At 71.4% G+C, this 23,592-nt stretch carries 21 protein-coding genes; 2 read left to right on the plus strand and 19 right to left on the minus strand.

Annotated elements, in window-relative coordinates:
- Positions 1-204 precede the first annotated feature (204 nt).
- The 18 genes from CHAN_RS08320 to CHAN_RS08405 all read right to left on the minus strand — a co-directional run bounded on the left by CHAN_RS08320 (position 205) and on the right by CHAN_RS08405 (position 20,851).
- On the minus strand, positions 205-495 hold the full coding sequence (locus CHAN_RS08320; protein WP_048744548.1) for a YggT family protein: 291 nt from the start codon (positions 493-495) through the stop codon (positions 205-207).
- 9 nt (positions 496-504) lie between these two features.
- Positions 505-1,056, minus strand: a complete 552-nt coding sequence (sepF, locus tag CHAN_RS08325; RefSeq protein ID WP_065421595.1) for a cell division protein SepF — start codon at positions 1,054-1,056, stop codon at positions 505-507.
- A gap of 95 nt (positions 1,057-1,151) precedes the next feature.
- Complete coding sequence (gene pgeF, locus CHAN_RS08330) at positions 1,152-1,892, minus strand: peptidoglycan editing factor PgeF (RefSeq protein WP_290288567.1); 741 nt, start codon at positions 1,890-1,892, stop codon at positions 1,152-1,154.
- Between the two features lie 10 nt (positions 1,893-1,902).
- On the minus strand, positions 1,903-3,159 hold the full coding sequence (gene ftsZ, locus CHAN_RS08335; RefSeq protein WP_048744552.1) for a cell division protein FtsZ: 1,257 nt from the start codon (positions 3,157-3,159) through the stop codon (positions 1,903-1,905).
- Between the two features lie 268 nt (positions 3,160-3,427).
- Positions 3,428-4,132: a cell division protein FtsQ/DivIB gene (locus tag CHAN_RS08340; RefSeq protein ID WP_290288573.1), complete on the minus strand. Its 705-nt coding sequence runs from the start codon at positions 4,130-4,132 to the stop codon at positions 3,428-3,430.
- Positions 4,132-5,595, minus strand: coding sequence for a UDP-N-acetylmuramate--L-alanine ligase (gene murC, locus CHAN_RS08345; protein WP_290288576.1), 1,464 nt, complete (start codon positions 5,593-5,595; stop codon positions 4,132-4,134). The genes CHAN_RS08340 and murC overlap by 1 nt, the downstream gene beginning before the upstream one ends.
- 171 nt (positions 5,596-5,766) lie before the next feature.
- Entirely contained in the window at positions 5,767-6,921 is a 1,155-nt protein-coding gene (locus CHAN_RS08350; protein ID WP_290288578.1) for a UDP-N-acetylglucosamine--N-acetylmuramyl-(pentapeptide) pyrophosphoryl-undecaprenol N-acetylglucosamine transferase, read from the minus strand.
- Complete coding sequence (gene ftsW, locus CHAN_RS08355; protein ID WP_290288581.1) at positions 6,918-8,546, minus strand: putative lipid II flippase FtsW; 1,629 nt, start codon at positions 8,544-8,546, stop codon at positions 6,918-6,920. The genes CHAN_RS08350 and ftsW overlap by 4 nt, the downstream gene beginning before the upstream one ends.
- On the minus strand, positions 8,543-10,066 hold the full coding sequence (murD, locus tag CHAN_RS08360; protein ID WP_290288584.1) for a UDP-N-acetylmuramoyl-L-alanine--D-glutamate ligase: 1,524 nt from the start codon (positions 10,064-10,066) through the stop codon (positions 8,543-8,545). Before murD ends, ftsW begins: the two co-directional genes overlap by 4 nt.
- Positions 10,063-11,169: a phospho-N-acetylmuramoyl-pentapeptide-transferase gene (gene mraY, locus CHAN_RS08365; protein ID WP_290288586.1), complete on the minus strand. Its 1,107-nt coding sequence runs from the start codon at positions 11,167-11,169 to the stop codon at positions 10,063-10,065. Before mraY ends, murD begins: the two co-directional genes overlap by 4 nt.
- Positions 11,166-12,665, minus strand: coding sequence for a UDP-N-acetylmuramoyl-tripeptide--D-alanyl-D-alanine ligase (locus tag CHAN_RS08370; protein ID WP_290288588.1), 1,500 nt, complete (start codon positions 12,663-12,665; stop codon positions 11,166-11,168). The genes mraY and CHAN_RS08370 overlap by 4 nt, the downstream gene beginning before the upstream one ends.
- Positions 12,666-14,300 carry a UDP-N-acetylmuramoyl-L-alanyl-D-glutamate--2,6-diaminopimelate ligase gene (locus tag CHAN_RS08375; protein WP_290288591.1) on the minus strand — a complete coding sequence of 545 codons (1,635 nt, stop codon included), beginning with the start codon at positions 14,298-14,300 and terminating at the stop codon, positions 12,666-12,668.
- A 148-nt stretch (positions 14,301-14,448) separates the two neighbouring features.
- On the minus strand, positions 14,449-16,488 hold the full coding sequence (locus tag CHAN_RS08380; protein WP_377748445.1) for a peptidoglycan D,D-transpeptidase FtsI family protein: 2,040 nt from the start codon (positions 16,486-16,488) through the stop codon (positions 14,449-14,451).
- Positions 16,489-16,545: 57 nt separating this feature from the next.
- Entirely contained in the window at positions 16,546-17,295 is a 750-nt protein-coding gene (gene ftsL, locus CHAN_RS08385; protein ID WP_290288594.1) for a cell division protein FtsL, read from the minus strand.
- Positions 17,296-17,464: 169 nt separating this feature from the next.
- On the minus strand, positions 17,465-18,577 hold the full coding sequence (rsmH, locus tag CHAN_RS08390) for a 16S rRNA (cytosine(1402)-N(4))-methyltransferase RsmH (RefSeq protein WP_377748478.1): 1,113 nt from the start codon (positions 18,575-18,577) through the stop codon (positions 17,465-17,467).
- Positions 18,578-18,767: 190 nt separating this feature from the next.
- Entirely contained in the window at positions 18,768-19,199 is a 432-nt protein-coding gene (gene mraZ, locus CHAN_RS08395; RefSeq protein WP_048744569.1) for a division/cell wall cluster transcriptional repressor MraZ, read from the minus strand.
- A 578-nt stretch (positions 19,200-19,777) separates the two neighbouring features.
- A complete protein-coding gene (locus CHAN_RS08400; RefSeq protein WP_048744571.1) occupies positions 19,778-20,194 on the minus strand; it encodes a DUF3040 domain-containing protein in 417 nt (138 codons plus the stop codon).
- A gap of 237 nt (positions 20,195-20,431) precedes the next feature.
- Complete coding sequence (locus CHAN_RS08405) at positions 20,432-20,851, minus strand: SAV_6107 family HEPN domain-containing protein (protein WP_290288632.1); 420 nt, start codon at positions 20,849-20,851, stop codon at positions 20,432-20,434.
- 297 nt (positions 20,852-21,148) lie between these two features.
- Here CHAN_RS08405 and CHAN_RS08410 point away from each other — a divergent pair, with 297 nt between their 5' ends.
- Together CHAN_RS08410 and CHAN_RS08415 are read left to right on the plus strand one after the other, a co-directional pair.
- The gene (locus CHAN_RS08410; RefSeq protein WP_065421591.1) at positions 21,149-21,796 is read left to right on the plus strand and encodes a GNAT family N-acetyltransferase; all 648 of its coding nucleotides are present in this window, start codon (positions 21,149-21,151) and stop codon (positions 21,794-21,796) included.
- Positions 21,793-22,437, plus strand: a complete 645-nt coding sequence (locus tag CHAN_RS08415; protein WP_048744575.1) for an LppM family (lipo)protein — start codon at positions 21,793-21,795, stop codon at positions 22,435-22,437. Before CHAN_RS08410 ends, CHAN_RS08415 begins: the two co-directional genes overlap by 4 nt.
- A gap of 95 nt (positions 22,438-22,532) precedes the next feature.
- On the opposite strand, the gene CHAN_RS08420 is transcribed toward CHAN_RS08415, so the two are convergent.
- Positions 22,533-23,519 (minus strand): methylenetetrahydrofolate reductase, encoded by a 987-nt coding sequence (locus tag CHAN_RS08420; protein ID WP_048744577.1) that lies wholly within the window; start codon positions 23,517-23,519, stop codon positions 22,533-22,535.
- Between the last annotated feature and the right edge of the window lie 73 nt (positions 23,520-23,592).

A 23,592-nucleotide genomic window follows, 5' to 3' on the forward strand; every position in this document is an offset into this window, starting at 1 on the left:
AAACCCTAAACCTCCCGCTCAACCTGGGACTTTGCCGGATTCACCCGATTAGCCGAAAGTCCGCCTCCGATGTGGGCGAATCAACGAAATTTCACCGTCCCGACCCCTTTGCGACGTCCCCCGCCGCCGTCGCCGGTCGCCGAAAACGCACGAAAAGAACGAACCGGCGGGCCGCCGTGGGGCGGCCCGCCGGTTCGCGGGGCATCAGAAAGCGAGGCCCTGCAGCACCATGCGGAGGATCATGAGGATGAAAAAGAGCACGAGCACCGACATGTCCAGCTGCACCCCGCCCATGGGCATGGGCGGGATGACCTTCCGGAGCGCCTTCACCGGCGGGTCGGTGATGGTGAAGATCACCTCTCCGACGATGGAAAACGCCCGGCCCGGCTGCCACGCCCGCGAAAACGACTGGATCATCTCGATGACGATCCGCGCCAGCAGAAGGTACGTGAACAGCTGGACGAGGATGAGGAGGATGCCGAGGAAAGTCTGCACGCCTAGAGCTTAGACGGACAGGCGATCACGCTCGGCATCGGACAGCTCGACGCCCTCCGGCAGCAGCGTGAACCGGGTGCCGTCGGCCTCGATGCGGCCGCGCAGGGCGAACGCCAGGCCGGCGACGAAGTCCAGGTAGCGCTTGCGCTCGGCCGGCTCGAGGTCGACCAGATCGAAGACGACGATGTCGCCGTCGCGGAAGCTCTCGCCGATGACCTTCGCCTCGGAGTACTTGTCCAGGAATTCCGTCTTCGGGGTGATGTGGTGCACGGACGGCGCGACGGGGCGGTCCAGCGGGCGCAGGTGCGGGCGGCCGTAGGAGTCGTCGCGGTCCAGGTCGCGGTCGGCGCGCTCGTCGCGGTCGTAGTCGCGCACGGCGGAGCCGCGCGAGTAGCCGCGGCCGGAATCGCGGTAGTCGTCCTCGTAGTCGTCGGCGTAGCGGCCGGCCGGGCGGTAGTCGTCCTCGTAGGCGTCGCGCTCGTAACGGTCGCGGAAATCCGCGTCGTCCCGCGCGGGCGTCAGCCCGAAGAAGTCGGAAACCTTCCTGGAGATGTTGGACATGATCATCCTTTGCATGTCGTGGGTGATGGTGCGGTGCTGATCACAAAGGTACCCGGATGAAGGTTCTCCGCCGGGCCGACACGCCCGGGCCCCGCCTACTCCTCCAGGAGGACGACGATGCCCGCCTGACGACCGGTTTTGCCCTCCCGCCGGTACGAGAAATAGTCCGGTTCGGAGATCGTGCAGCGCGGTTCGGCGTTGATGTTCGTCACGCCCAGGCCATGCAGCTGCCGCATCAGGCCCGCGCGCACGTCGAGGCCCGGGGTGCCCCGGTCCGTGACGGTCCGCGACCCCGGCAGGTGCTTTTCGACGTCCGCCGCCATCGACTCGGGCACCTCGTAGGATTCGCCGCACGCGGCGGCGCCCAGCAGCGCATGGATGGATGAGGGGGACGCGCCGAGCCCGACCATGGTCTCCACCGTCCGCGCCACGATCCCGTTTCGCGCGCCGATGCGCCCGGCGTGGACCGCGGCTACGACGCCGGCGTCGTCGTCGGAAAGCAGGACCGGGACGCAGTCGGCGACCAGGACCGCCAACGCGAGGCCGGGCACGGTGGTGACGATGGCGTCCGTGGCGGGGACGGGCTCGTCGCGCGGGCCGTCGACGACGGTGACCGTGTTGGAGTGGATCTGCTCCATCCACACGAAGCGGGACGGGTCGAGGCCCATCCCCTCCGCCAGGCGGAGGCGATTCTTGGCTACGGCCGCGGGGTCGTCGCCGACATGATCGCCCAGATTGAAGGAGTCGTACGGGGGCGCGGAAAACCCGCCGCGGCGGGTGGTGAGCACCTTCCGCACGCGACGGGCACCGCTCCCCTGCGGGGAGGTCGGGTTCATGCGCCGGGGCCTACGCCCAACCCGGCAGATCGAGGCCGTCATCCTTGGGGGCGCGCTCCTCGCGGCGCTCCTCGCGGCGGCCGCCGCGGCGGTGCTCCCCGCGGTAGTCCTCGTCGCGGCGGGAACCGTCGGTGAACAGGCCGCCGGACACGCGGGTGCGCGGGGTGAAGCCCGCATCGCGGCGCTCCTCCCGGACCTCGTCGCGCACGACCGGCTCGCGGTCGCGGTCGGCGGCGCCCAGGTTGTCGCCGCCCGGCAGGCTCGCCGACGGATCCTCCGCATCGGGCTTCGGCTGCGACGGGGTGACCGTGGCCTTGCGGGCGCGGTCCTCGAAGCCGGTGGCGATGACGGTCACGCGGACCTCGTCGCCCAGGTTGTCGTCGATGATGGTGCCGAAGATGATGTTGGCGTCGTCGTCGGCCTGCTCCTCCACCAGCGAGGCGGCCTGGTTGACCTCCATCAGCCCGATGTCGGAGCCGCCCGCGAAGGACAGCAGCACGCCGGTCGCGCCCTCCATCGTGGTCTCCAGCAGCGGGGAGTTGATGGCCATCTCCGCGGCCTTCTGCGCGCGGTTCTCGCCGCGCGCCGAGCCGATGCCCATCAGCGCGGAACCGGCCGAAGCCATGACGGAACGCACGTCGGCGAAGTCCACGTTGATCATGCCCGGGGTGGTGATCAGGTCGGTGATGCCCTGGACCCCGTTGAAGAGGACCTCGTCGGCGGCGCGGAAGGCCTCCATCATGCCGATGTTCTCTTCGCCGATCTGCAGCAGCCGGTCATTCGGGATGACGATGAGCGTGTCGCAGGCTTCCTTGAGCTGCTCGATGCCCTCCATCGCCTGCTTGGTGCGGCGCTTGCCCTCGAAGGAGAACGGCTTGGTGACGACGCCCACGGTCAGCGCGCCGGCCTTCTTGGCGATCGACGCGACGACCGGCGCGGCGCCCGTGCCGGTGCCGCCGCCCTCGCCGGCGGTGACGAAGACCATGTCGGCGCCCTTGAGCGTCTCCTCGATCTCGTCCTTGTGGTCCTCCGCGGAAGTGCGGCCGACCTCGGGATTGGCGCCGGCGCCGAGGCCGCGGGTGGCCTCGCGCCCGATGTCGAGCTTGACGTCGGCGTCGGTGAACATCAGGGCCTGCGAGTCCGTGTTGACGGCGATGAACTCGACGCCCTTCAGACCCTCCTCGATCATGCGGTTGACGGCGTTGACGCCGCCGCCGCCGACTCCGACGACCTTGATCACGGCGAGGTAGTTATTCGGGGAGGTCATGTGGTTCAGCTCGCCCTTCCTTTGTTGCGTTCCCGGCTTTGTTGTCCGCCCCATCATCGTTCATGGAATGGCGCGGATCCGCCACCGAGCGCCCGGCGTGTCGGCACCCTCAAGTAGAGGTTGAGGGCTAGGTTGGGCCGCGAACCCGCTCCACGTGCGGCGACGCGGCCACAGCGGCGCCGCATCGGTTGCGCGGCGCCGATTCCGCAAGGGCGGGTGCGCGCCACCCGGTCCGCACCGCCCGTCCCGGAACGTCAGTTGCGCAGCGTCAGTTGCGCAGCGTCGGCTCGACCGGGTTGGACACGTTCCAGCGCTGGCCTTCGCGGCCCATGACGATCTCCGCAGCGCGACCCTTCTCCCGCACCCGGTCGGAGGAACCGAAGAAGATCTCCCTGCCGTCGTGCAGGATCAGCGCCACCTCGGTCTGGCCGGGCGCGTCGATGCGCGCCACCTCGGCGCGCACGCCCTCGGGCAGTGCCGCGAGAATGTCCAGCACCGTCCGCACGGTGCGCGGGTCCGGGTCGAGCTTGCCCGGCTCGGGGGCGTCCACCCGCGGCACCCGGACGACTTCCACGCTCCCGGGCGGCGGCGGGGCGGTGAGGAATTCCGTGCCCTCCGCGTTGAACAGGTGCTCGCCGTCGGTGGCGCGTATGTGGATCACCGCGGTGTGCTCCACGACCCGGACCGTGATGGCCGACGGCCACGAACGGCCGACGGTCACCTTCTCCACCCACGGCTGCGCCGCGGCGGCACGGGCGGCGGCGTCCGTGTCCACGCGGATGAGCTGCTCCCCGATGGGGATGCCGGTGGACTCGGAAATCGCGGCGGCGTCGCCGTTGACGACGCCTTCCACGCGGATCTCCTTGACCGTGGCCACCGGCGTGAACCACAGGACCGCCCAGACGAGTGCGGCGACGCCGACCAGCACCAGAGCGATGATCCCGGCGCGCTTGGCGCCTCCCGCGCCCCGCATCAGCCGAGCTCGCCCAGGATCTCGTCGGCGAGCATGGTGACGCTGCCGGCGCCGATGGTCAGGATGATGTCGCCGGGGCCGGCGACTTCGCGGACGCGGGCGGGCGCGCTGGTGAAGTGCGGCTCGAACACGGCCGGGGCGGTGACGTCCCGGGCGATGAGGTCGCCGTCGACGCCGGCCATCGGCTCCTCGCGGGCGCCGAAGACGTCGAGCACGATCACTCGGTCGGCCAGCGACAGCGCCTCGGCGAATTCGGCGTGGAAGGCCTTGGTCCGCGAGTACAGGTGCGGCTGGAACACGGCGACCACGTTGCCGCGGCCCGCCTCGTCGACGAGTTCGCGGGCCGCGCCCAGCACGGCGCGCACCTCGGTGGGGTGATGGGCGTAGTCGTCGTAGACGCGGGCGCCGTCGAAGTCGCCGCCGTCGATGCGGCCGTGGTAGTCGAAGCGCCGGCGGACGCCGGTGAACTCGCTGAGGCCGCGGGCCATCCGCGCGGCGTCGGCGCCGACCAGGCAACCGGCGACCAGGGCGGCCAGCGCGTTGAGCAACATGTGGCGGCCCGGCTGGCGCAGCTCGAAGGTCACGCGCTCGCCGAGCACCGTGGCCTCGACGCGCGCGCCGCCGCCGTGGGCGGTCCAGCCGTGGAGGATGCCGCCCGGCTCGAGGGCCGGGTGGGCTTCCAGTGCCTCGGGCCCGCCGTAGCCGTACACGCGGATCCCCGCGGCCGAGGCCCTCTCCCCGAGCGCCGCCGCGTTGTCGTCCTCCGCGCAGACCACCAGCGCACCGCCGTCGACGATGCGGCCGGCGAACGCGTCGAACACGGCGTAGTACTTCTCGGCGGTGCCGAAGAAATCCAGGTGGTCGGGCTCGATGTTCGTCACCACGGCGACCTGCGGCGAGTACGTCAGCAGCGAGGCATCGGACTCGTCGGCCTCGGCCACGAAGACGTCGCCGGTGCCCTGGTGGGCGTTGACGCCGGCCTTCGACATCAGGCCGCCGACCGCGAAGGACGGGTCGAGGCCCGCGGCCTGCAGCGCGGCGACGCTCATGGAGGTGGTGGAGGTCTTGCCGTGGGTGCCGGCGATGAGCACCGCCCGGTTGCCCTCGAGCAGCATGCCGAGCACGTCGGAGCGCTTGAGCACCGGGATGCCCAGTTCGCGGGCGCGGGCGAGCTCCGGGTTGGTGTCGGGGATGGCGGCGAAGGACACCACGACGGCGTCCGGGAGGCTTCCCGACGCGTCGAGGTTCGCCGCATCGTGGCCGATGGACACCGTGGCGCCCATGGCGCGCAGGCCGACGACGGCGCGGGAGTCCTTCATGTCGGAGCCGGACACGGAGACGCCCCGGGCCAGCAGCAGGCGGGCGACGCCCGACATTCCGGCGCCGCCGATGCCGATCATGTGCACGCTGGCGGGCAGGGTCCCCTGCTCGCGGGCGGATCCGGTGGAGGGGGAATCGCTCATCTGTTGGTCACCTCGGGGAAGAAGATGGGACGGGACTGGAAATCAGTGTCGGGGCAATCGGGAAAAGCGGGGCAAGCAGGTGGCGCACCGCGCACGCGGGCGCCGTCGCGGGCACGGGTTCGGCCCCGCACGACTCCCGCGTCACCGGATGGCCGGCCCATGCCCGGAAAACTACCCGCGCGCCCCGCGCATTGCGGCGGAGAGCACCCTGCGGGCGATCGTGTCCGCGGCATCGCGATGGCCCGATTCCGCGGTGGCGCGCGCCATCTCGGCGAGCCGGCCGGCGTCGGAAAGCAACGGGATCACGGTGTCGCGGATCGTGGCCGGGGTCAGCGAAGCGTCGGCGACCAGCAGGCCGCCGCCGGCCTCGACGATGTCCGTGGCGTTGAGGGCCTGCTCCCCGTTGCCGTGCGGCAGGGGGACGTAGACGGCCGGCAGGCCCACCGCCGAAATCTCGGCGACGCTCATCGCGCCCGAGCGGCACAGGATCATGTCGGCCGCCGAGTACGCCAGGTCCATGCGGTCGACGTAGGGCACGGCGACGTACGGGGGCTCGGCGTCGGCGCCCCGGCCCTCCGGCAGGGACACGGTGTTCTTCTTGCCGTGCGCGTGGAGGACCGCGATGCCCGCCCGGGCGAAGGCGTCCGCGGCACCCGAGGCGGCCTCGTTGATGCTGCGCGCGCCCTGCGAACCGCCGGTGACGAACAGCACGGGGCCATCGGCCGGCAGGCCGAAGAACGCGCGGGCCTCCGCGCGCATCGCCGCCCGGTCCAGGCTCGACAGCGCCTTGCGGACGGGAATGCCGACGACGTCGCCCGCCATCCCCGACCCCGACACCGCGGCCAGGCCCTCGCCGCCGAGCTTCACGCCCAGCTTGTTTGCCATGCCCGCGCGCGCGTTGGCCTCGTGGACCAGGAACGGGATGCGGCGGCCGCGCCGGCACGCCAGGTAGGCGGGGGCGGAGACGTAACCGCCGAAGCCGATCACCGCGTCCGCCGCGACGTCCTCGAGGACCGCACGGGTCTCCGACACGGCGCGGGCCACGCGGAAGGGAAGCTTGAGCAGGTCACCGCTCGGCTTGCGGGGCACCGGCACGGGCGGGATCAGGCGGAGGTCGTAGCCGCGCGCCGGGACCAGCGTGGTCTCCAGGCCGCGGTTGGTGCCCAGCGCCGTCACGCGCGTATCCGGCGCGATCTCGCGGATCGCGTCGGCGACGGCTAACGCGGGCTCGATGTGCCCGGCGGTGCCGCCGCCGGCGACGACGATGGACAACGGGCGTCCGTCGGGCCACTCGAACGGCCGGCCCTGCGGAGTCGCTTCGGTCACCTGATCCTCCTGTCGGGGCCGCCCGGCCGGCGGGTGCCCCGGCCACGGGGTCGGCGATCCCCTCGCTCGGATTCACGGTACCGTTCCGCGACCCCCCGGGAGGAACCGCCGGCGCGCCCTCCCCCGCCACCGGCGCCGGGGCGCGGTTCGGCGGTGCCCCGGGCGGTGGTGCGGGTGGGCCGGACGACGGGCTCCGCGTCGCGGCGGCGCTGGCGGCGCTCGAAACGGTCTCCCACGACATCGTCGGAACCGGTGACCGGAGGGCCGAATCGGCGGGTGTCGCGGTGTCCGCGGGACGGGCGGTCATCGCGGCGCGACGGATCGTAGGGCAGCGGCTCCGGGATGCCGAGGATCCGGTCGATCGCCGGGCGCCCCGACGTCTGCATCGCCGACACCGATTCCGGTTCATGGCGCGCGCACGTGGCCAGCAGGCCCATCGACAGCAGCGTCACGATCGCCGACGTGCCGCCCGCCGAAATCAGCGGCAGCTGCAGGCCCGTCACCGGCAGCACGCCGACGACGTAGCCGATGTTGATGAACGCCTGCACGACCGTCGCCATGGTGATGGTGCCGGCCAGCAGGCGCAGGAACGGGTCCGCCTGGCGCTGGGCGACCCGCAGGCCGATCCAGCCGAGGGCGGCGTAGAGCAGCACCACGATGCCGGCGCCGAGGAAGCCCAGCTCCTCGCCGATGATGGCGAAGATGAAGTCGTTCTTGGCCTCGGGAAGGTAGAACCACTTCGCCCGCGACTGGCCCAATCCCACGCCGGTCATCGATCCGTCGGCAAGCGAAAGGATGCCCTGGTAAGACTGGTACGCCGGACCCTGGGTCTCCTCGAACCTGCCGAAGAGGGTGTTGAAGTAGACCGAAATGCGCGCGGAGCGGAAACCCGTGGTCAGCGTGGCGATGGCCATCACCGCGAGGCCCACGCCCACGATGCCGCCGATGATGAAGCGCGGCAGGCCCGCGAAATACAGCAGCCCCAGCACCACGAAGCCCATCGACGCGACCATGCCGAGGTCGCGCTGGAAGAACACCAGGGCCAGCACCAGCACGGAGACCACGCCGAAGGGGACGAAGATGTCCTTGACCGCCGTCGCCGTGCGCAGCCGCTCCGACAGGAACTTCGCGCCCCACACCGCCAGCGCCACCTTCGCGACCTCCGACGGCTGCAGCGACACGCCGCCGACGTAGATCCACGACTGCGCGCCGGTCTCCTCGAGGCCGACGCCGATGCCCGGTATCAGCACCAGCACCAGCAGCGCGAATGCGACGACCAGGCCGAGCGGCGCGAGCTTCCGGATGGTCTCCACGCGGACGCGGGTGACCAGCCAGAACATCACCAGACCGGCGCCCACCATCGCCGCCTGGCGGATGAACACCCCCCAGACGTTGCCTTCGGTGCCGGACGACGCCATCGACGACGACAGCACCATGACCAGCCCGATGCCGGTGAGCAGGGCCGTGATCGCGAGCAGGACGTGGTAGTCGAACAGGGGCCGGGACATCCAGTCGCGCATCATCGCGCGGGCCTCGGAGCCGCGGCCCTCCTTGCGGGCGGGGCGGTCCGGCCGCGCGGGGCGGTCCGGCCGCGCGGGCCGTGCGGGGCGGGCGGGGCCGGTCATCGCGGGTCACCCTCGAGGGGGCCGGAAGGGCCGATCGATTCATCGGTGCCCGGCTCCGTGCCGGGCGCCGTGGCCTCGCGGGCGGCGTCGGCGAAGAAGTCCCCGCGCTGCGCCATGCCGGTGAACATGTCCAGGCTCGCGGCGGCGGGCGCGAGCAGCACCACGTCGCCGGGGCGGGCCGCGCCCGCGGCCGCGGAGCACGCCTGGCCCATCGCCGCGGCGGGGTCGGTCTCCCCGATCACCGTCACGGGCAGCCCGGGCACGGCGGACGCGAGGGCCTCGGCGATGACGGGCCCGTCCACGCCGAGGACCACCGCCGCGCGCATGCGGTGCGCGTGGTCGGCGACGAGCCCCGACACGTCGGCGCCCTTGAGTTGGCCACCGGCGACCCACACGACCGAATCGTGGCCGCGCAGCGCGGCGTCCGCGGCGTGCGGGTTGGTGGCCTTGGAATCGTCGATCCAGTCGACGCCGCCGGCCGAGTGCACGACCTGCCCCCGGTGCGCGCGGACGGTGAAGCCCGCCAGCGCCTCCGCGATGTCGGCGGCGCGGACGCCGACGGAACGGGCGAGCGCCGTCGCCGCCAGCGCGTCGAGCACGCCTGCCGGCCCCGGGGGCGAAATGCCCTCGATGGGCGCGACGTCCACTCCCCCGACCGCGGTGTCCTCGTGGGGCTCGTCGGTGCTGCGGTCGCCGAACGCGCGGTCGATGATCCGGCCGTCGCGCACGCCGATCTGCCCCGGCTCCGGCTCCCCGATGGTGAAGCCGACGGCCGCGGGCGCCAGGCGCCCGTCCGCGGCGAGGGCTTCGACTTGCTTGACGACGTCTGCGTCGTCCGCCCCGAACACCGCCACGCCGCCGGTCAGGGCGATCGCCTTGTCGGCGCCGTAGGCGTCGTAGGAGCCGTGCCAGTCGATGTGGTCCTCGGCGAGGTTGAGCAGCGCCCCCGCATCGGGGCGCAGCTCCGGCGCCCAATGCAGCTGGAAGCTCGACAGCTCCGCGGCCAGGACGTCGACGCGGTCGGCGGCGGTGAGCGCGTCGTGCAGCGCCACGCCGATGTTGCCGACGGCCGCCCCGCGGTCGCCGAGCATGGCGGCGAGCATCGCGGTGGTCGTGGTCTTGCCGTTGGTGCCCGTGACCACCAGCCACGTGCGCGGGTCGCCCCACGTGCCGGCGCGATCGCCGGCGAAGGCCACGGCCACGTCGCCCACGACCGGCACTCCGGCGTCCGCGGCGTCGACGAGCAGCGGCGTATCCGGGCGCCACCCCGGGGAGGTCACCACGGCGGCGGCGTCGGAAAGCAGTCCCCGCGCCGCATCGGCGGTGCACCAATCGACCCCGTGCGAATCGGCCAGGGGCCGGCCGCGCTCGGCGGAATCGTCGACGAGGTGGATCTCGGGGCAGCCGAGGTCCCGGAGGATCTTGATCGCGCCCTCCCCGGACACGCCCGCCCCGGTGACCAGCACCGGGCCGGAACGCACCAGCGCCACGAGATCGGTGGACGTGTCCGTGAACGTCATCGCATGACCCCCGATTGCACGAGCCAGTCGGAATAGAAGATTGCGGAGCCGAGCATGTTGAAGATGCCGGCCAACAGCCAGAAGCGGATGACCACGGCCGTCTCGGCCCAGCCCTTCGCCTCGAAGTGATGGTGGATCGGCGCCATGCGGAACGGGCGCTTGCCCACCGTCTGGAACGCCGCGATCTGGATGGCCACCGACGCGACCTCCAGCACGAAGATGAAGCCGATGATGACCATCAGCAACTCGGTCTTGGTGACGAAGGACAGGCCCGCGATGAGGCCGCCCAGCGCCAGCGAACCGGTGTCGCCCATGAAGATCTTCGCCGGGGCGGCGTTCCACCACAGGAAGCCCAGGCACGCGCCCAAACCGGCGGTGGCCAGGATGCCCACGTCCAGCGGGTCCCGGACGTCGTAGCAGCCGGCGCCGACGGCGACCTCGCAGGAATTGCGGAACTGCCAGAACGTGATGGCCGTGTACGTGCCCAGCAGCAGCGTCACCGTGCCGGCCGCGAGGCCGTCGAGGCCGTCGGTGAGGTTGACCGCGTTGGTCCACGCCGCGATGACGATGAACACGAACACCAGGAAGACGATCATGCCCAGCCACACCGGGCCCGGGGCGAGGTTCCACGTGGTGATGTCGCGGGCGAAGGAAAGGTTCGTCGAACCCGGGGTGATGCCCGCCGCATCCGGGAACTGCAGCAGCAGGACGCCGAAGATCAGCGCCGCGGCCAGCTGGCCGACCAGCTTCGCCGTCTTGTTCAGGCCCAGGTTGCGGGCCTTGTACAGCTTGATGAAGTCATCCGCGAAACCGAGGCCGCCCATCGACAGCGTGAGGAAGAGCACCAGCAGGCCCGAAGCCGACGGCCCGGAGCCGGTCTGGAAGAGACCGATGGCGTGCGAACCGAAGTAGCCGACGAGGATGCCGACGATGATGGCGATGCCGCCCATCGTCGGGGTGCCGCGCTTGCGGAAGTGGCTCTTCGGCCCTTCCTCGCGGATCTCCTGGCCAATGCCCTCCGCGGAAAAACGGCGGATGAGCACCGGGGTCAGGAAGACCGACGCGATGAACGCGAGGGCCCCGCTGTAGATGAGTTGAGTCACTTACCTCGCCTCTCGGTCGAATTTCGCTGCGTCACCGGCGCCAGTGCGTCGGCGACGCGCCACAGGCCGTCGGCGTAGGACGCCTTGACCAGGACAACATCACCGGGTTGGAGCTCCGCCGCAACCGCTTCCGCGGCCGCGTCGGGATCCGACGCCCGCAGAGTATTTAACCCCATCGACTCGGCCCCGTCCGCGAGGGCACGCGCATTCGCCCCCTCCCCGACGGCGACCAGACGGTCAACGCCGTTTTCGGCGAGATACCCCGCCAATGCGGCATGTTCATCGACGGCGGAGTCACCGAGTTCGCCCATCTGCCCCAGCACCGCCCAGGAGGCCGCGCCCTCGCGCGCGCCCGCGGCCAGCACGAGGGCATCGACGCCGGCGCGCATGGAATCGGGGTTGGCGTTGTACGAATCGTTGATGACCGTCGTGCCGTCGTCGCGCTGCCGCATCTCCATGCGCCGCTCGGAGGCGGCGACGTGGGCGCAGAGCGCCTCGGCGACGGCGGCGGGGGCCAGACCGGCCTCCACGCCGACGGCCGCGGCGGCCAACGCGTTGGGCACCTGGTGGGCGCCGTGGACCTTCAGCGACACCGCATGCGCCGAGCCGTCGGGGCAGCGCAGGGTGAACGACGCGCGGGCGAGGCCGTCGACGGTGACGTCGGTGGCCCGGTAATCGGCGGCGGCCGAATCGACGCCGAAGGTGACCACCTTCGCGCGCGTGCGCGGCGCCATCCCCGCGACCAGGGGATCGTCGGCGTTGAGCACCGCGACTCCCCCGTCCGTGGCCGCCGGCAGCGCCTCGACCAGCTCGCCCTTCGCCTGCGCGATGGCCTCGCGGGAGCCGAACTCGCCGAGGTGCGCGGTGCCCACGTTGAGCACGGCGCCGATCCGCGGCGGGGCGATGCGCGCGAGGTGGGCGACGTGGCCGACCCCGCGGGCGCTCATCTCCGCGACCAGGTAGCGGGTGTCCCGCGTGCAGCGCAGAACGGTGTACGGGTGGCCGATCTCGTTGTTGAACGACCCCTTCGGCGCCACCGTCTCGCCGTCGGTGCGCAGGATCGTGGCCATCATGTCCTTGACCGAGGTCTTGCCGGCCGAGCCGGTGACCCCGACGACGACCAGGCCGTCGGCGGCGAGTTCGTCGACGTCGCGGCGGGCGAGCTTGCCCACGGCCTCCAGCACGGCCGCGCCGGACCCGTCGGGGTCGTGCGCGAACGCGTCGGCGTTGGAGTCCTGGGCGCCCAGCGGCTCCACCACGACCGCCGGGACGCCGACGGGCCGGGCGGCCAAGGTGAGCGCGGCACCGGCGGCCGCGGCGCCCTCGGCGAAGTCGTGCCCGTCGGCCCGCGCTCCCGGCAGTGCCAGGAACACGGAGCCGGGCACGATGCGCCGGGAATCGAATTCGACCGGCCCGGCGACCGGGGCCGCCGGGTCCGCGTCGTGGAGCTCTCCGCCGACGATGTCGGCGATGTCGCCCGCAGTGCGTTCGATCATCTAGTTCTCGCCCTCCTCGTCGGCTCGGCCGGCGTCGCCCTCGCGGCCCGCGCGGCGCAGCAGCGCCTCGCGGACCTGCTCGCGGTCGTCGAAGTGGTGCATGACGCCGTTGATCTCCTGGCCGGTCTCGTGGCCCTTGCCCGCGACGACGACGGAATCGCCGCCCTCGGCGAGGCGGATGGCCAGGTCGATGGCCTCGGCCCGGTCGCCGATGTTCTCCACGCGGATTGCGTCGATGCCGATGGCCGCGGCGCGCTTCTCGGCGGCTTCCACGGCACCGGCGGTGACGGCCTCGCGGATGGCGGCGGGGTCCTCGGTGCGCGGGTTGTCGTCGGTGACGATGACGACGTCGGCGACGCGGGCGGCCTCGGCGCCCATGAGCGGGCGCTTCGACGAGTCTCGGTCGCCGCCGGCGCCGACGACGGCGATGACCCTCCCGACGGTCTGGGCGCGCAGCGTGCGCAGCACCTCGCCGACGGCGGCCGGCTTGTGTGCGTAGTCGACGACGGCGAGGAAGTCCTGGCCCTCGTCGATGCGCTCCATGCGTCCGGGGACGGCGACGCGGGAGATGCCCGCGGCGGCGTCGGGGCCGTCGACGCCGAGCGCGGCCAGCGCCGCCCAGGCGACGGAAGCGTTGGCGATGTTGAACGCGCCCGGCAGCGGGACGTCGAGCTCGACCGCCCCGCCGGGGCCGGTCAAGGTCACGTGCTGGACTCCGTTGTCGGCGACCGTGACGTTTCCGGCGCGCCACGTCGCCCGCGGCGCGATGCGCGACCCGTCGTCGGCGGTCTCCGCGTCCTCCGTGTGGGGGGTGCCGACGGTGTCGACGGTGACCCCGGGCGCGGCGGCGATCTCCGCCATCCGGTGGCCCCAGGAGTCGTCCACGCACGCGACCACCCGCGGGGCGTGCACCGGCGATTCGGGGCGGAACAGCCGCGCCTTCGCGTCGAAGTAGTCCTCGAGGCCGTCGTGGAAGTCGAGGTGGTCCTGCGACAGGTTCAGGAAGCAGGTGACGTCGAACGAGACCCCGTCGACGCGGCCGAGCGACAGCGCGTGCGACGAAACCTCCATGACCACGTGGGTCACGCCGTCGGCAAGCATCTGCGCGAACAGCCGCTGCAGCGCCGGGGCCTCCGGCGTGGTCAGGTGGCTGGGCACGGGGCGCCCGTTGATGCGGGTGCCGGTGGTGCCGATCAGCCCCGTGCGCTTGCCCGAGGCCAGCAGCGCGCCCTCGAGCAGGTAGGTGGTGGTGGTCTTGCCGGAGGTGCCGGTGACGCCGATGACGGTCAGCTTCTCGGACGGGTGGCCGTGGATCTCCGCGGACACCGCGCCGAGCACCGCGCGGACGTCGTCGACGAGCAGCACCGGGCGGTCGGGGCCGCCGGCCCCTTTGAGGATCTCCAGGCCCGCCTCGTCGGTGAGGATCGCCGCCGCGGGCGACTGATCCGCGTAGGAGGCGCCATGGACGCGGGTGCCGGGCAGGGCCGCGAACAGCCCGCCCTCGGGGGTCTCCGCGGCGTTGAGTTCCACGCCGGAGATCCGGGTGCCGGCGCCGCCGTCCGGTGCCTCGCCGGCTCCGGGCGGCAGCACGGTGCCGCCGATCAATTCGGCGAGGTGTCCGAGGGTGACGGTCATGTGCGCTCCTAGTGTTTCGGTGTCTGTGTGGCGTCGGAGGTGTTCGACGGGTGCGCGGTGCGCGCGGGGGGCGAATCGATCGTGCCTTGCTTTGCGACGGCCGCGTCCCGGTGGTCGACCGGAGCATGGCCGACGACGTGGTCGGCGGTCAGGGCTGCAGCAACAGCGTCCCCTCCTCGCGTGGGGCGGGAGCCACGTTGTAGCGGTTGAGCGCCCACGCGGCGATGTCCCCGAACAGCGGCGCGGCGGACTGGCCGCCCTGGCCGTGGACGCCGCGGACCGGCTCGTCGAGCATGATGCCGATGACGAAGCGGGGGTCGTTGGCGGGCGCCACGCCGGCGAAGGTGATGTGGTACTTCGAGTTCGAGTACCGGCCGGTGGCCGGGTCCACCTTCTGGGCGGTGCCGGTCTTGCCGGTGAGCTGGTAGCCCTCGATCCCCTCGCCCGCCGCGGTGCCGGACTGCCGGCCGGTCGGGTCGGACTGGAGGACGGACTGGAACATGTCGCGGACGGTGCGCGCGGCCTCCGGGCTGACGACCTCCACCGGTTCGGGGCGCTCGGCCGGGACGACGGTGCCGTCGGGGGCGGTGGTCGACTTGATGATGCGCGGCGGGATGCGCACGCCGTCGTTGGCGATGGCCTGGTAGACGCCCGTCATCTGCAGCAGCGACATGGCCATGCCCTGGCCGATGGGCAGGTTGGCGAAGGTGCCGCCCGACCACTGCGGCCGCTGGGGCACCAGGCCCGCGGACTCGCCGGGCAGTTCCACGCCGGTGGACTGGCCCAGGCCGAAGTCGTGCAGCAGCTCGGCGAACCTGTCGGGGCCGAGCCGGTCGGCGAGCATCAGCGTGCCGACGTTCGACGACTTGCCGAAGATGCCCGTCGTGGTGAACTGCTCCGGGCCGTGCTGCCAGGCGTCGTTGACGGTGACGCCGGACATGTGAATGGAACCCGGGACGGTGAGCACCTCATCCGGGGTGGTGACCCCGTCCTCGATCGCGCCGGCGGCGGTGATGATCTTCGCCACCGAGCCCGGCTCGAACGGGGTGGACACCGGCGTGTTGCCGATGTTGCGGCCCTCCTCCACCTCGCGGCCGATGTCGCGGTTGGGGTTGGCGGTGTCGGACTGCGCCATGGCCAGGATCTCGCCCGACTTGGCGTCGAGGACCACCGCCGACGCTTCCTTCGCCCCGGAGTTGTTCTTGGCCTGCTGGACCTGCTGCTGGACGAAGTACTGCATGTCCGCGTCGATGGTCAGCTGGTAGCCGGTGCCGTCGATCGGCGGATGCTGGTCCCGCGTGGAGCCCGGGATGGCGATGCCGTTGGCGGCGATGTCGACGGTGCGGCCGCCGTTGACGCCCTGCAGCGTCGCGTCGCGGGAAGCTTCGAAGCCGAACTGGCCGACGCCGTCCATGCCGATCTTGCCGATCACGTTCGCGCCGACGGCGCCGTTGGGGTACTGGCGGATGTCCTGGCGCTCGGAGACGAGCTCCGGGAACCGCGCGACGACCGCGGCGGCCTTGTCCGGGTCGACGTTGCGCACCAGCACCTCGTAGGTGCTCTTCTCGTCGCGGAGCTTGTCCAGGATCTCCTTGGAGCTGATCCCGCCGGGGGTGTCCCGGATGCCCTGCTCTGCCGGTTCCTCGGCTGCGTGGCGACGCCGGCTCTCCCGGGACTTTTTGGCGTCCAGGTCGGGCACGCCGATCATCTCCGGCAGCGCATCGGCGATGTCGCGCAAACGCTGCTCGTACTCGGGATAGTCGTCCGGCCACAGCTCGTGGGCCTTCTCCAGGTGCGCGCGCAGGCTCGCGGGATGCGCGGTGATGCTGCGCGCCTCGAGGGTGAACGCGAGCGACGCGCCTTCCCGATCCGTGATGGTGCCGCGGCGGGCGGCGTCGACGACCTCGATGGTGCGCTGGTTCTGGGCCCGCGCCGCGAGATCCGGCCCGGCCACGAGCTGGACCCAGCCGAGTCGGACGATGAGCACCGCGACGACGACTGCACCAATGACCTGCAGGATCTTGCGCCGTCGCTGGAACTCGCTCCCGGAGGAGTCGACCCGTTCCGACGGCGCCATCGCCCTGTTGCGGCGCGGCGCGGGTCGGTTCCCCGACTCGACGGGGATCCGACGATCCCGGCGATCCCGGAACTGTCCGGAATCGCCGTGGTCGTCAGTGGAACGGATCATGCCTGGTGCCTTCTCGGTGGACGGACCACGGCGGCGTGCCGCGGTCGCATGCGGGCGTCAGTCTACAGCCGGGGCCGGGGGCGCCACGGGATTGGCGCCCTCTGCGGGAGCCGGGGCCGGGGCGGGCGCGGGAGCGGGGGCGGGCGCCGGCGGGCGCGCCGCGTTGGGCGCGTACGGCGCCTGGGCGGGCAGCCGCGGCGCGGCCGGATTGGCCTCCTGGACGGCCGAGGCCTGCATGCCCGGGACGCGGTCGGTCTCGGCGGGGTTCGAGGTCGGGGCGTCCGGGCGCACGGCGGCGCCGTTGATGTCGATGATCCGCTGGTGCGCCGGATCGCCCGGCCGGACTTCGTGGACGGCGCCGTCCTCGCCGACGACGAGGATGGCCGGCTTTTCGACGTTGACCATGCCCATCTCCGCGGCCCGGCGGGCGATTTCCGCGGTGGAACGCTGGAACTCGACGTCGCGCTCGAGCACCGAGATGCCGTCGCGCAGGCGCTGCTCCTGCTGGCGCGCCTCGTTGAGCTGGAAGGACTGGGAGGTGGACAGGCCGGACAGGATCATGGCCAGCATGATGCCCAGGACGACCACGACGATCGATCCGATGGCGAAGCGGACCGCCGAACGGTCCGCCGTGGTGTTGGTCAGCCTCCGTCCCCGCAGGGACACGACTTGCCGGGACCCGGTGCGCCCGCGGTACGCCGACCGGCGTCCCCTGCCCCGGCGGGTCGGTGCGGGGGCCGAGGGCGATTCGAGGCGGCCGCGCCGGATCGGGCGGGCGGGGGCGTCGTCCGTGATGGTGGCTGCCATGACTTCTCCCTTGGTCGTCGCCGCGAGCGGCGGATCGGTGGTCTGGGTTCGGTGGTCCGGGGTTGGGTGGTCTGGGGTTTTGTTGGTCTGGGGTTTGTTGATCTGGGGTTCGGCGATCGTTGGTCGGTGCGCCTTCGGTGTTATGCGGGGTTCGGACGCTCGGTTGCGGTCATCCCGCCCGGATGCGTTCGATGCATCTCACCCGCACCGGCGCTGCTCGGGGGTTGTCCTCGATCTCCCGGGCATCGGCCTTTTCGGCGCCGCGCGTGACCAACCGGAACTTGGGTTCGTGGCCCGGCAGTTCCATGGGCAGGCCGGCGGGGGTCGTCGACTTCACGCGCTCCGCGAAGTCGCGCTTGACCAGCCGGTCCTCGAGGCTCTGGTAGCTCATGAACACCGCCCGGCCGCCGACCGCGAGTCCTTCGCAGGTCATCGGCAGGACGTTTTCCAGCGCCTCGAGCTCCCGGTTGACCTCCACGCGCAGCGCCTGGAACGTGCGCTTGGCGGGGTGGCCGCCGGTTCGCCTCGAGGCCGCCGGGATGGCGTCGTAAAGCAACTCCACGAGGCGCCCCGAATTGGCGAAGGGCTCCTTCTCGCGCTCGCGCACGACCGCCGTGGCGATGCGGCCCGCGAAACGCTCGTCGCCGTAAGTCGACAGGATCCTGGCCAGGTCGCCGTGGGAGTAGCCGTTGAGCACGTCCGCCGCGGTCGGGCCGGTGGTCGGATCCATGCGCATGTCGAGGGGTGCGTCGACGCGGTACGCGAAACCGCGGTCCACCTGGTCGAGCTGCATGGACGACACGCCGAGGTCGAACAGCGCCCCGGCGAGCCCGGCCTCGCGGGCCAGGGCGATGGCCGGTGCCTCGGGATCGAGATTCCCGGCGTCGTCCGGGTCGAAGCCCGGGACGGCGACGGCGCCGCCGATTCCGATGACGTCGGCCAGGCCGTCGAACCTCGTCTGGACGCCCGTGAACCGGTCTCCGAATCGGGCGAGCCGGGCGCGGGCCGACGCCAGGGCCGCGGCATCGCGGTCGAGGCCGATGAGGTGGAGCCCGGGGAAGGTCTCGAGCAGATGCTCGGCGTGGCCGCCGGCCCCGAGGGTGCCGTCGACGACGACGGCCCCGGAACCGTCGGCGGAACCGACGCCGGTGATGCCGGGTTCGAGGAGCGCGGTGACGCGGTCGAGGAGGACGGGCACGTGGCCGTGCTCGCCGGACTTGCGGTCTCCGGCTGCGGGGCGCTTCTCCGGCGCACCTTCAGTACCGTCAACCACTCCAGTCACATCGTTGACATCGGTCATCGGCACTCCCTCCGGATTCATCGCAATCGGTTGATTTCACCGCGCTCGGCTTCGTCCGCGGGGCGCGTGCACAGGGCCCTGCCCGACCCGAACCTGGTATCGGGGAAGTACACCAGGGTCGGTTCGGACAGAGTCCTTGCGGACGCTCCCGTCCCGGGCGTCGCGGTGAGGGCTACAGCACCCCGAACAGCGAATCGTCTTCGCCGTCGGAGAAGTCCTCTTCATGCTCCGCCTGGTAGGCCTCCCAGGACTGCTTGTCCCAGATCTCCAGGAAATCGATGGATCCGATGACCACGCATTCCTTGGTGAGGCCCGCGTAGTTGCGGTGATCCGCCGACAACGTGATGCGGCCCGACCCGTCCGGCCTCTGCTCGTCGGTGCTCGCCGCCAGGTTGCGGATGAAGGCGCGGGCGCGGGTGTTGGTCCGCGACGCCTTCGTCGCACGCTGCGCGAGCTTGACGAACTCGTCTTTGGGGTAGACGGCCAGAGAGTGGTCCTGCCCCTTGGTCACCATCAACCCGCCGGCCAGTTCCTCGCGGAACTTCGCCGGGAGCGTCAGACGACCTTTGTCGTCCAGCTTCGGGGTATAGGTGCCGAGGAACATGTCGCTTCCGGCTCCTCTCCCCTCGTCCGGACGACGCGGTGGCGCCGCTTCTCGTCATCTCATCGGTATTCGTCTTTTTCCTGCGATGCCGGTCGACCTCTCCAACATCACGGCCCACACTACCCCACTTTGCCCCACAAGCAACACTGCCCTGCCCCAGTTTCCTGGCGTTTTTCAACATGCAAAACCTTTTAACCTGCATATTCGCAGGTGGGGCGCCCGCCCGTGCCGTCCGTCACCGGGCCCGCTTCACGACGATGCGCGTCAAGTACCCGATTCTCCGGGCGTGTCGCACATCACACCCGTCGAAAACGACCAAGTGCCACAACCTGGGGTAATGCAAAAATCACGCGGACGCGCCGCTGAGAGACCGCAGGCAGACGACCAAGGGAGCGCCCTGTGATTGCCACGATGGGTCGATGGTGGGGCAAAGTGGGAGATCCTGGTGGGGCCGAGTGGGAGATCGCGGTGGGGCCGAGTGGGGCGGCCCGAGGCGGCGGGTGCGCGAGCATGCGAAAACCCCGCCCCGGCGAAAGCCGGAACGGGGTTCGGTGAAGCTTCGAAGGAGAGGCGGCGGGTCAGCGCCCCTGGAATCGACCGCGGAAGCGATCTTCCATGCCGCCGCCCGGAGAGCTCGGGCGACGGGGCTTCCTCGGCCTGGGGCCGCGGGAACCGTCGGCGCCGACGGACACCAGGTTCGAGCTTCCGGAGGAACCGGTCAGCGCCCACACGCCGGCGCCGAACATGGCCAGGAATCCGACGATGCTCAGGGCCAGGAACCACAGGCTCGTAGTCGCCAGCGCCATGCCGCCGATCAGCAGGAGAAGGCCGACGCCGATGATGGCGATGACCCGGGGCGAGAAACCGCGGGGCGCTCCGCCGGAGTCGAGGCCCATCGCCTTTCCGGACATGGCTGAGCCGAACTTCGGATCCTCGGCGTACAGCGCCGATTCGATCTCGGCAAGCATCCTCTGTTCCTGCTCGGAAAGTCCCATGGGTTTCCTCCCCTGACTCGCGGTAGGGCCGATCGTCCTTGACATCATCGCTGCGGCGAATGCCGGCGGCCGCAGCGACCGCTCATAAAGTTCAACGGCCGAAGCGCCCTCTTTGTTCCCGAATCGGCCCTGCGGTCCGCATGGCCGATCACGCACTGAAACTGAAGCGGAAGAGCGTGGCCCGTACCGGCCAGTGTACGCACGCCCCCTTCGGTGAACCACCACCATCCCACACGATCAGGCCACTCCGGAGAGCATCCCGAAATCCGCCTCGACCTCCGCCAGAAAATCCGCCGCCAGAGACTGCACCCGGCGGGCCTCCAGCTCGTCGACGCCGCGGGCCAACCCCAGGCGCACGTCCTCCCACTGCCGCGACAGCGCCTCGAACCTCGCGGCCCATGGGGCGTATTCGGGCGCGTGCCTGCGCACCCTGGCCCACGCGCTCTGGTCGGCCTTGCGGCGCCGGCCCGGATTCTCCGCGATCAGGGCGCCCGCCACCCGCAGCGCGGCCTGATACGACAGGTCCAGCCTGTCGGCGGGAGACGCCGTTTTCGCCTGCGCCAACAGCGACGCCGCCCGCCCCAGGAAGGTCACGGCCTGAGAAGACAGGCCCGCCGGCGCGACCACCGCGTTCCTCCCGTTTCCGATGCGTGCCATCCGTCTTCTCCTTTCTTTCCGTTCCCTCGGCCGCGCCGCCGCCGACGCCGACCGAACTTCAACCGTCCGTTCGATGGGTTCCGCACCACCGGCCCGCCATCGCCTCCGCGACAACCCGAACACTAGGGACCTTCCCGGATTCACCTTCCATCATATTCGAACGCCCATTCGCACGCAATGCCCTTTTCGCCGCTCAACCCCGGTCGACGCGCCGCCGCCCGAACCCGGGCCGCCGCCGTTCGACTCCCCCGCCCCCGCCCCGGTTAAGCTGAACGGGTGCGATACAGCGTCCTCCCCATGCCGGAATCGGTTTTCCGGCTCCGGCTCCACGAGGCCGTCTCCCTTTACGTCGGGGCGATGGGCTACGACCCGTCGATCGTCGACGCGCGGGTGCGGGCGTGGGCGCTGGCGCGGCACGAGCCCGGTTGGGCGGCCGTCGCAGCCGTCGCGCATCCCGAGGACGTTGCGCCGGAAGACGCCCTGGCCGACACCTCTTTCCCGTTGGCCGGCATCGCCTACTGCCAGCACGGCACGTCGACGCAGTGGTGGCACGTCCAGGTCCGCGCGGGAATGGCCGAGCGCCGCACGCCCCTTCACATCGTGTCCGACGTCCTCGGCGACTACGTCGAGCTGTCCGAAATCCACGTCGATCCCCGCCACCAGGGCGGCCGCATCGGCGAACGCCTGCTCCTCGAGTTGATGCGCGGCCGCCCCGAACGCCGCGTGCTGCTGTCCACGCCGGAAGTCGCCGACGAGGGCAACCGCGCCTGGCGCCTCTACCGCCGCCTGGGGTTCGACGACGTCCTGCGCCATTTCCATTTCGCGGGCGATTCGCGCCCGTTCGCGGTGCTCGGCGCCCCGATCCCGCTGCGCGGCACGGACTCGCTTGACGACGCCGACGGGCCCGAAACCGACCGCACCTCCCGGAAGGAGCCACCGCGATGACGGTTGCACGTCTCCGCGCCCGATTCATCGCGCTCGCCGCGATGCTCCTGCCCGTTCTGGCGCTGACCGGCTGCTTCACCGCCGACGCCGCGATGACCATCTCGGGCACCGACCGGGTCAACGGCACCGTTCACGTGGCCGCGCCGAAGGCCGCGTCGGCCCGGGACTCGCTCTGGGAGGTCCCGGAGGCCTTCCGCGGGAAGGTCACCGTCGAACGCGGCGAATCCGGGCAGGACCACACGGGCACCTACCGCGTCCGCGACCTGACCTTCGACGAGGTCCGCGAGTTTCTCGACGCCGCCTCGTCCGACGCCATCGACCTCGAACTCGAGCGCGTCGGCGGCAACCAGGTGTCGCTGTCGGGCAAGGCCTCGCTGACCCGGTTCCCCGGCTCCAGGGTCACCCTCGCCATCGCGTTCCCCGCCCCCGTGACCGGCACCAACGGCACGGTCGACGGCGGGGACACCGTGCGCTGGACCCTCGAGGGCGGCACCGACTCCACCTTCTGGGCCACGTCCCCCGCGGGCAGCACCGACCGCGACCGGCTCCTGCTGTGGACCGGCCTGGTCACCGCCGCGGGAGTGCTCGCGGCGCTGCTCGTCGTCCTGTGGGCCCGGCGGGACCACGACATGCTCGACTGAGCCCCCACGGATACCGATCCGCCGCGAACACGCGCGGGCGCCGCAAAAAGGGGCGACGGCCCGCACGCGTGCGCCGGCCGTCGCAAAGCCACGTGCTAGAAACCGCCCCGCAGCATGTCCTGTCCCGTGCCCCACGCGGGCGCCATGCCGAGGTTGTGCAGGACCTCCTGGGTGGCGCGGGCGAAGTTGAGGGTCATGAAGTGGATGCCGGGCACGCCCTCGGAGATGAGGCGCTCCGCCATCTCCGTGGTCACCTCGATGCCCACCTCCCGGATCGCATCGCGGTTGGCCACCTCGTCGCCGGCGGCCGCGCGCGTCAAACGCTCGTCGAGCGCGGGCGGCAGCACCGAACCGGACAGCTCCAGCTGGCGGCGCACCGAACGCATCGACGTGATGGGCATCAGGCCCGGGATGATCGGCTTCGCGCCGTGCTCCGGGTCCGCGGCGACCAGGCGATCGCGCAGCCGCAGGTAATGGTCGACGTCGAAGAACATCTGGGTGATCGAGTACTCCGCGCCCGCCCGGAGCTTCGCCAGCGTGTGGCGCGTGTCGGACTCCAGATCGGGGGCGCGGAAGTGCCCCTCGGGGAAGGAGGCGATGCCGATCTCGAAGTCGGCGAACTCCTCTTCGGCGCGGATCAGCTCGATGAGCTCCGACGCGTACCGCAGGCCGCCCTCCAACGGCTCCCACTCGCCCAGCGGATCCCCCGGCGGATCGCCGCGCAGGACCAGCAGATTGGTCAGGCCCCGGTCCAGGTAGGCGCGCAGGATATCGCGCAACTCCGGCACCGTGTGACCGACGAGCGTCAGATGCACCAGCGTGGTCAACGGCTCCCGGGTCACGCGCTCGGCGATGCGCAGGGTGCGGTCGCGCGACGACCCGCCCGCGCCGTACGTCACCGAGGCGAAGGACGCCCCGAGGTCATGGAAGGCCTCCGCCGCGCGGAGCAGCCGCTCTTCCGCGGCGTCATCCCGGGGCGGCATGAACTCGACGGAGAACGGGAGCGGACCGGGGCTGGGCAACGTCAGCGCTTGGCGGATCGGAACCTGGCGGCCCACCGCGGGTGGCGGGAAGTCGGACATGAACGGTTATCTTATTGGCAGGACGAAACGGCGCGCCGACCCGGCCCCCGTTTGGAGTCGAATACACCCGAAA

This window comes from Corynebacterium hansenii (assembly GCF_030408795.1).
Lineage (GTDB): Bacteria > Actinomycetota > Actinomycetes > Mycobacteriales > Mycobacteriaceae > Corynebacterium > Corynebacterium hansenii.

Coding starts and splice junctions, on each gene's coding strand:
- sepF (WP_065421595.1), bottom strand. CDS start 1,056: ATGTCCAACATCTCCAGGAAGGTTTCCGACTTCTTCGGGCTGACGCCC.
- pgeF (WP_290288567.1), bottom strand. CDS start 1,892: ATGAACCCGACCTCCCCGCAGGGGAGCGGTGCCCGTCGCGTGCGGAAG.
- ftsZ (WP_048744552.1), bottom strand. CDS start 3,159: ATGACCTCCCCGAATAACTACCTCGCCGTGATCAAGGTCGTCGGAGTC.
- CHAN_RS08340 (WP_290288573.1), bottom strand. CDS start 4,132: ATGCGGGGCGCGGGAGGCGCCAAGCGCGCCGGGATCATCGCTCTGGTG.
- murC (WP_290288576.1), bottom strand. CDS start 5,595: ATGAGCGATTCCCCCTCCACCGGATCCGCCCGCGAGCAGGGGACCCTG.
- ftsW (WP_290288581.1), bottom strand. CDS start 8,546: ATGACCGGCCCCGCCCGCCCCGCACGGCCCGCGCGGCCGGACCGCCCC.
- murD (WP_290288584.1), bottom strand. CDS start 10,066: ATGACGTTCACGGACACGTCCACCGATCTCGTGGCGCTGGTGCGTTCC.
- CHAN_RS08370 (WP_290288588.1), bottom strand. CDS start 12,665: ATGATCGAACGCACTGCGGGCGACATCGCCGACATCGTCGGCGGAGAG.
- CHAN_RS08375 (WP_290288591.1), bottom strand. CDS start 14,300: ATGACCGTCACCCTCGGACACCTCGCCGAATTGATCGGCGGCACCGTG.
- CHAN_RS08380 (WP_377748445.1), bottom strand. CDS start 16,488: ATGATCCGTTCCACTGACGACCACGGCGATTCCGGACAGTTCCGGGAT.
- ftsL (WP_290288594.1), bottom strand. CDS start 17,295: ATGGCAGCCACCATCACGGACGACGCCCCCGCCCGCCCGATCCGGCGC.
- mraZ (WP_048744569.1), bottom strand. CDS start 19,199: ATGTTCCTCGGCACCTATACCCCGAAGCTGGACGACAAAGGTCGTCTG.
- CHAN_RS08400 (WP_048744571.1), bottom strand. CDS start 20,194: ATGGGACTTTCCGAGCAGGAACAGAGGATGCTTGCCGAGATCGAATCG.
- CHAN_RS08405 (WP_290288632.1), bottom strand. CDS start 20,851: ATGGCACGCATCGGAAACGGGAGGAACGCGGTGGTCGCGCCGGCGGGC.
- CHAN_RS08410 (WP_065421591.1), top strand. CDS start 21,149: ATGCCGGAATCGGTTTTCCGGCTCCGGCTCCACGAGGCCGTCTCCCTT.
- CHAN_RS08415 (WP_048744575.1), top strand. CDS start 21,793: ATGACGGTTGCACGTCTCCGCGCCCGATTCATCGCGCTCGCCGCGATG.
- CHAN_RS08420 (WP_048744577.1), bottom strand. CDS start 23,519: ATGTCCGACTTCCCGCCACCCGCGGTGGGCCGCCAGGTTCCGATCCGC.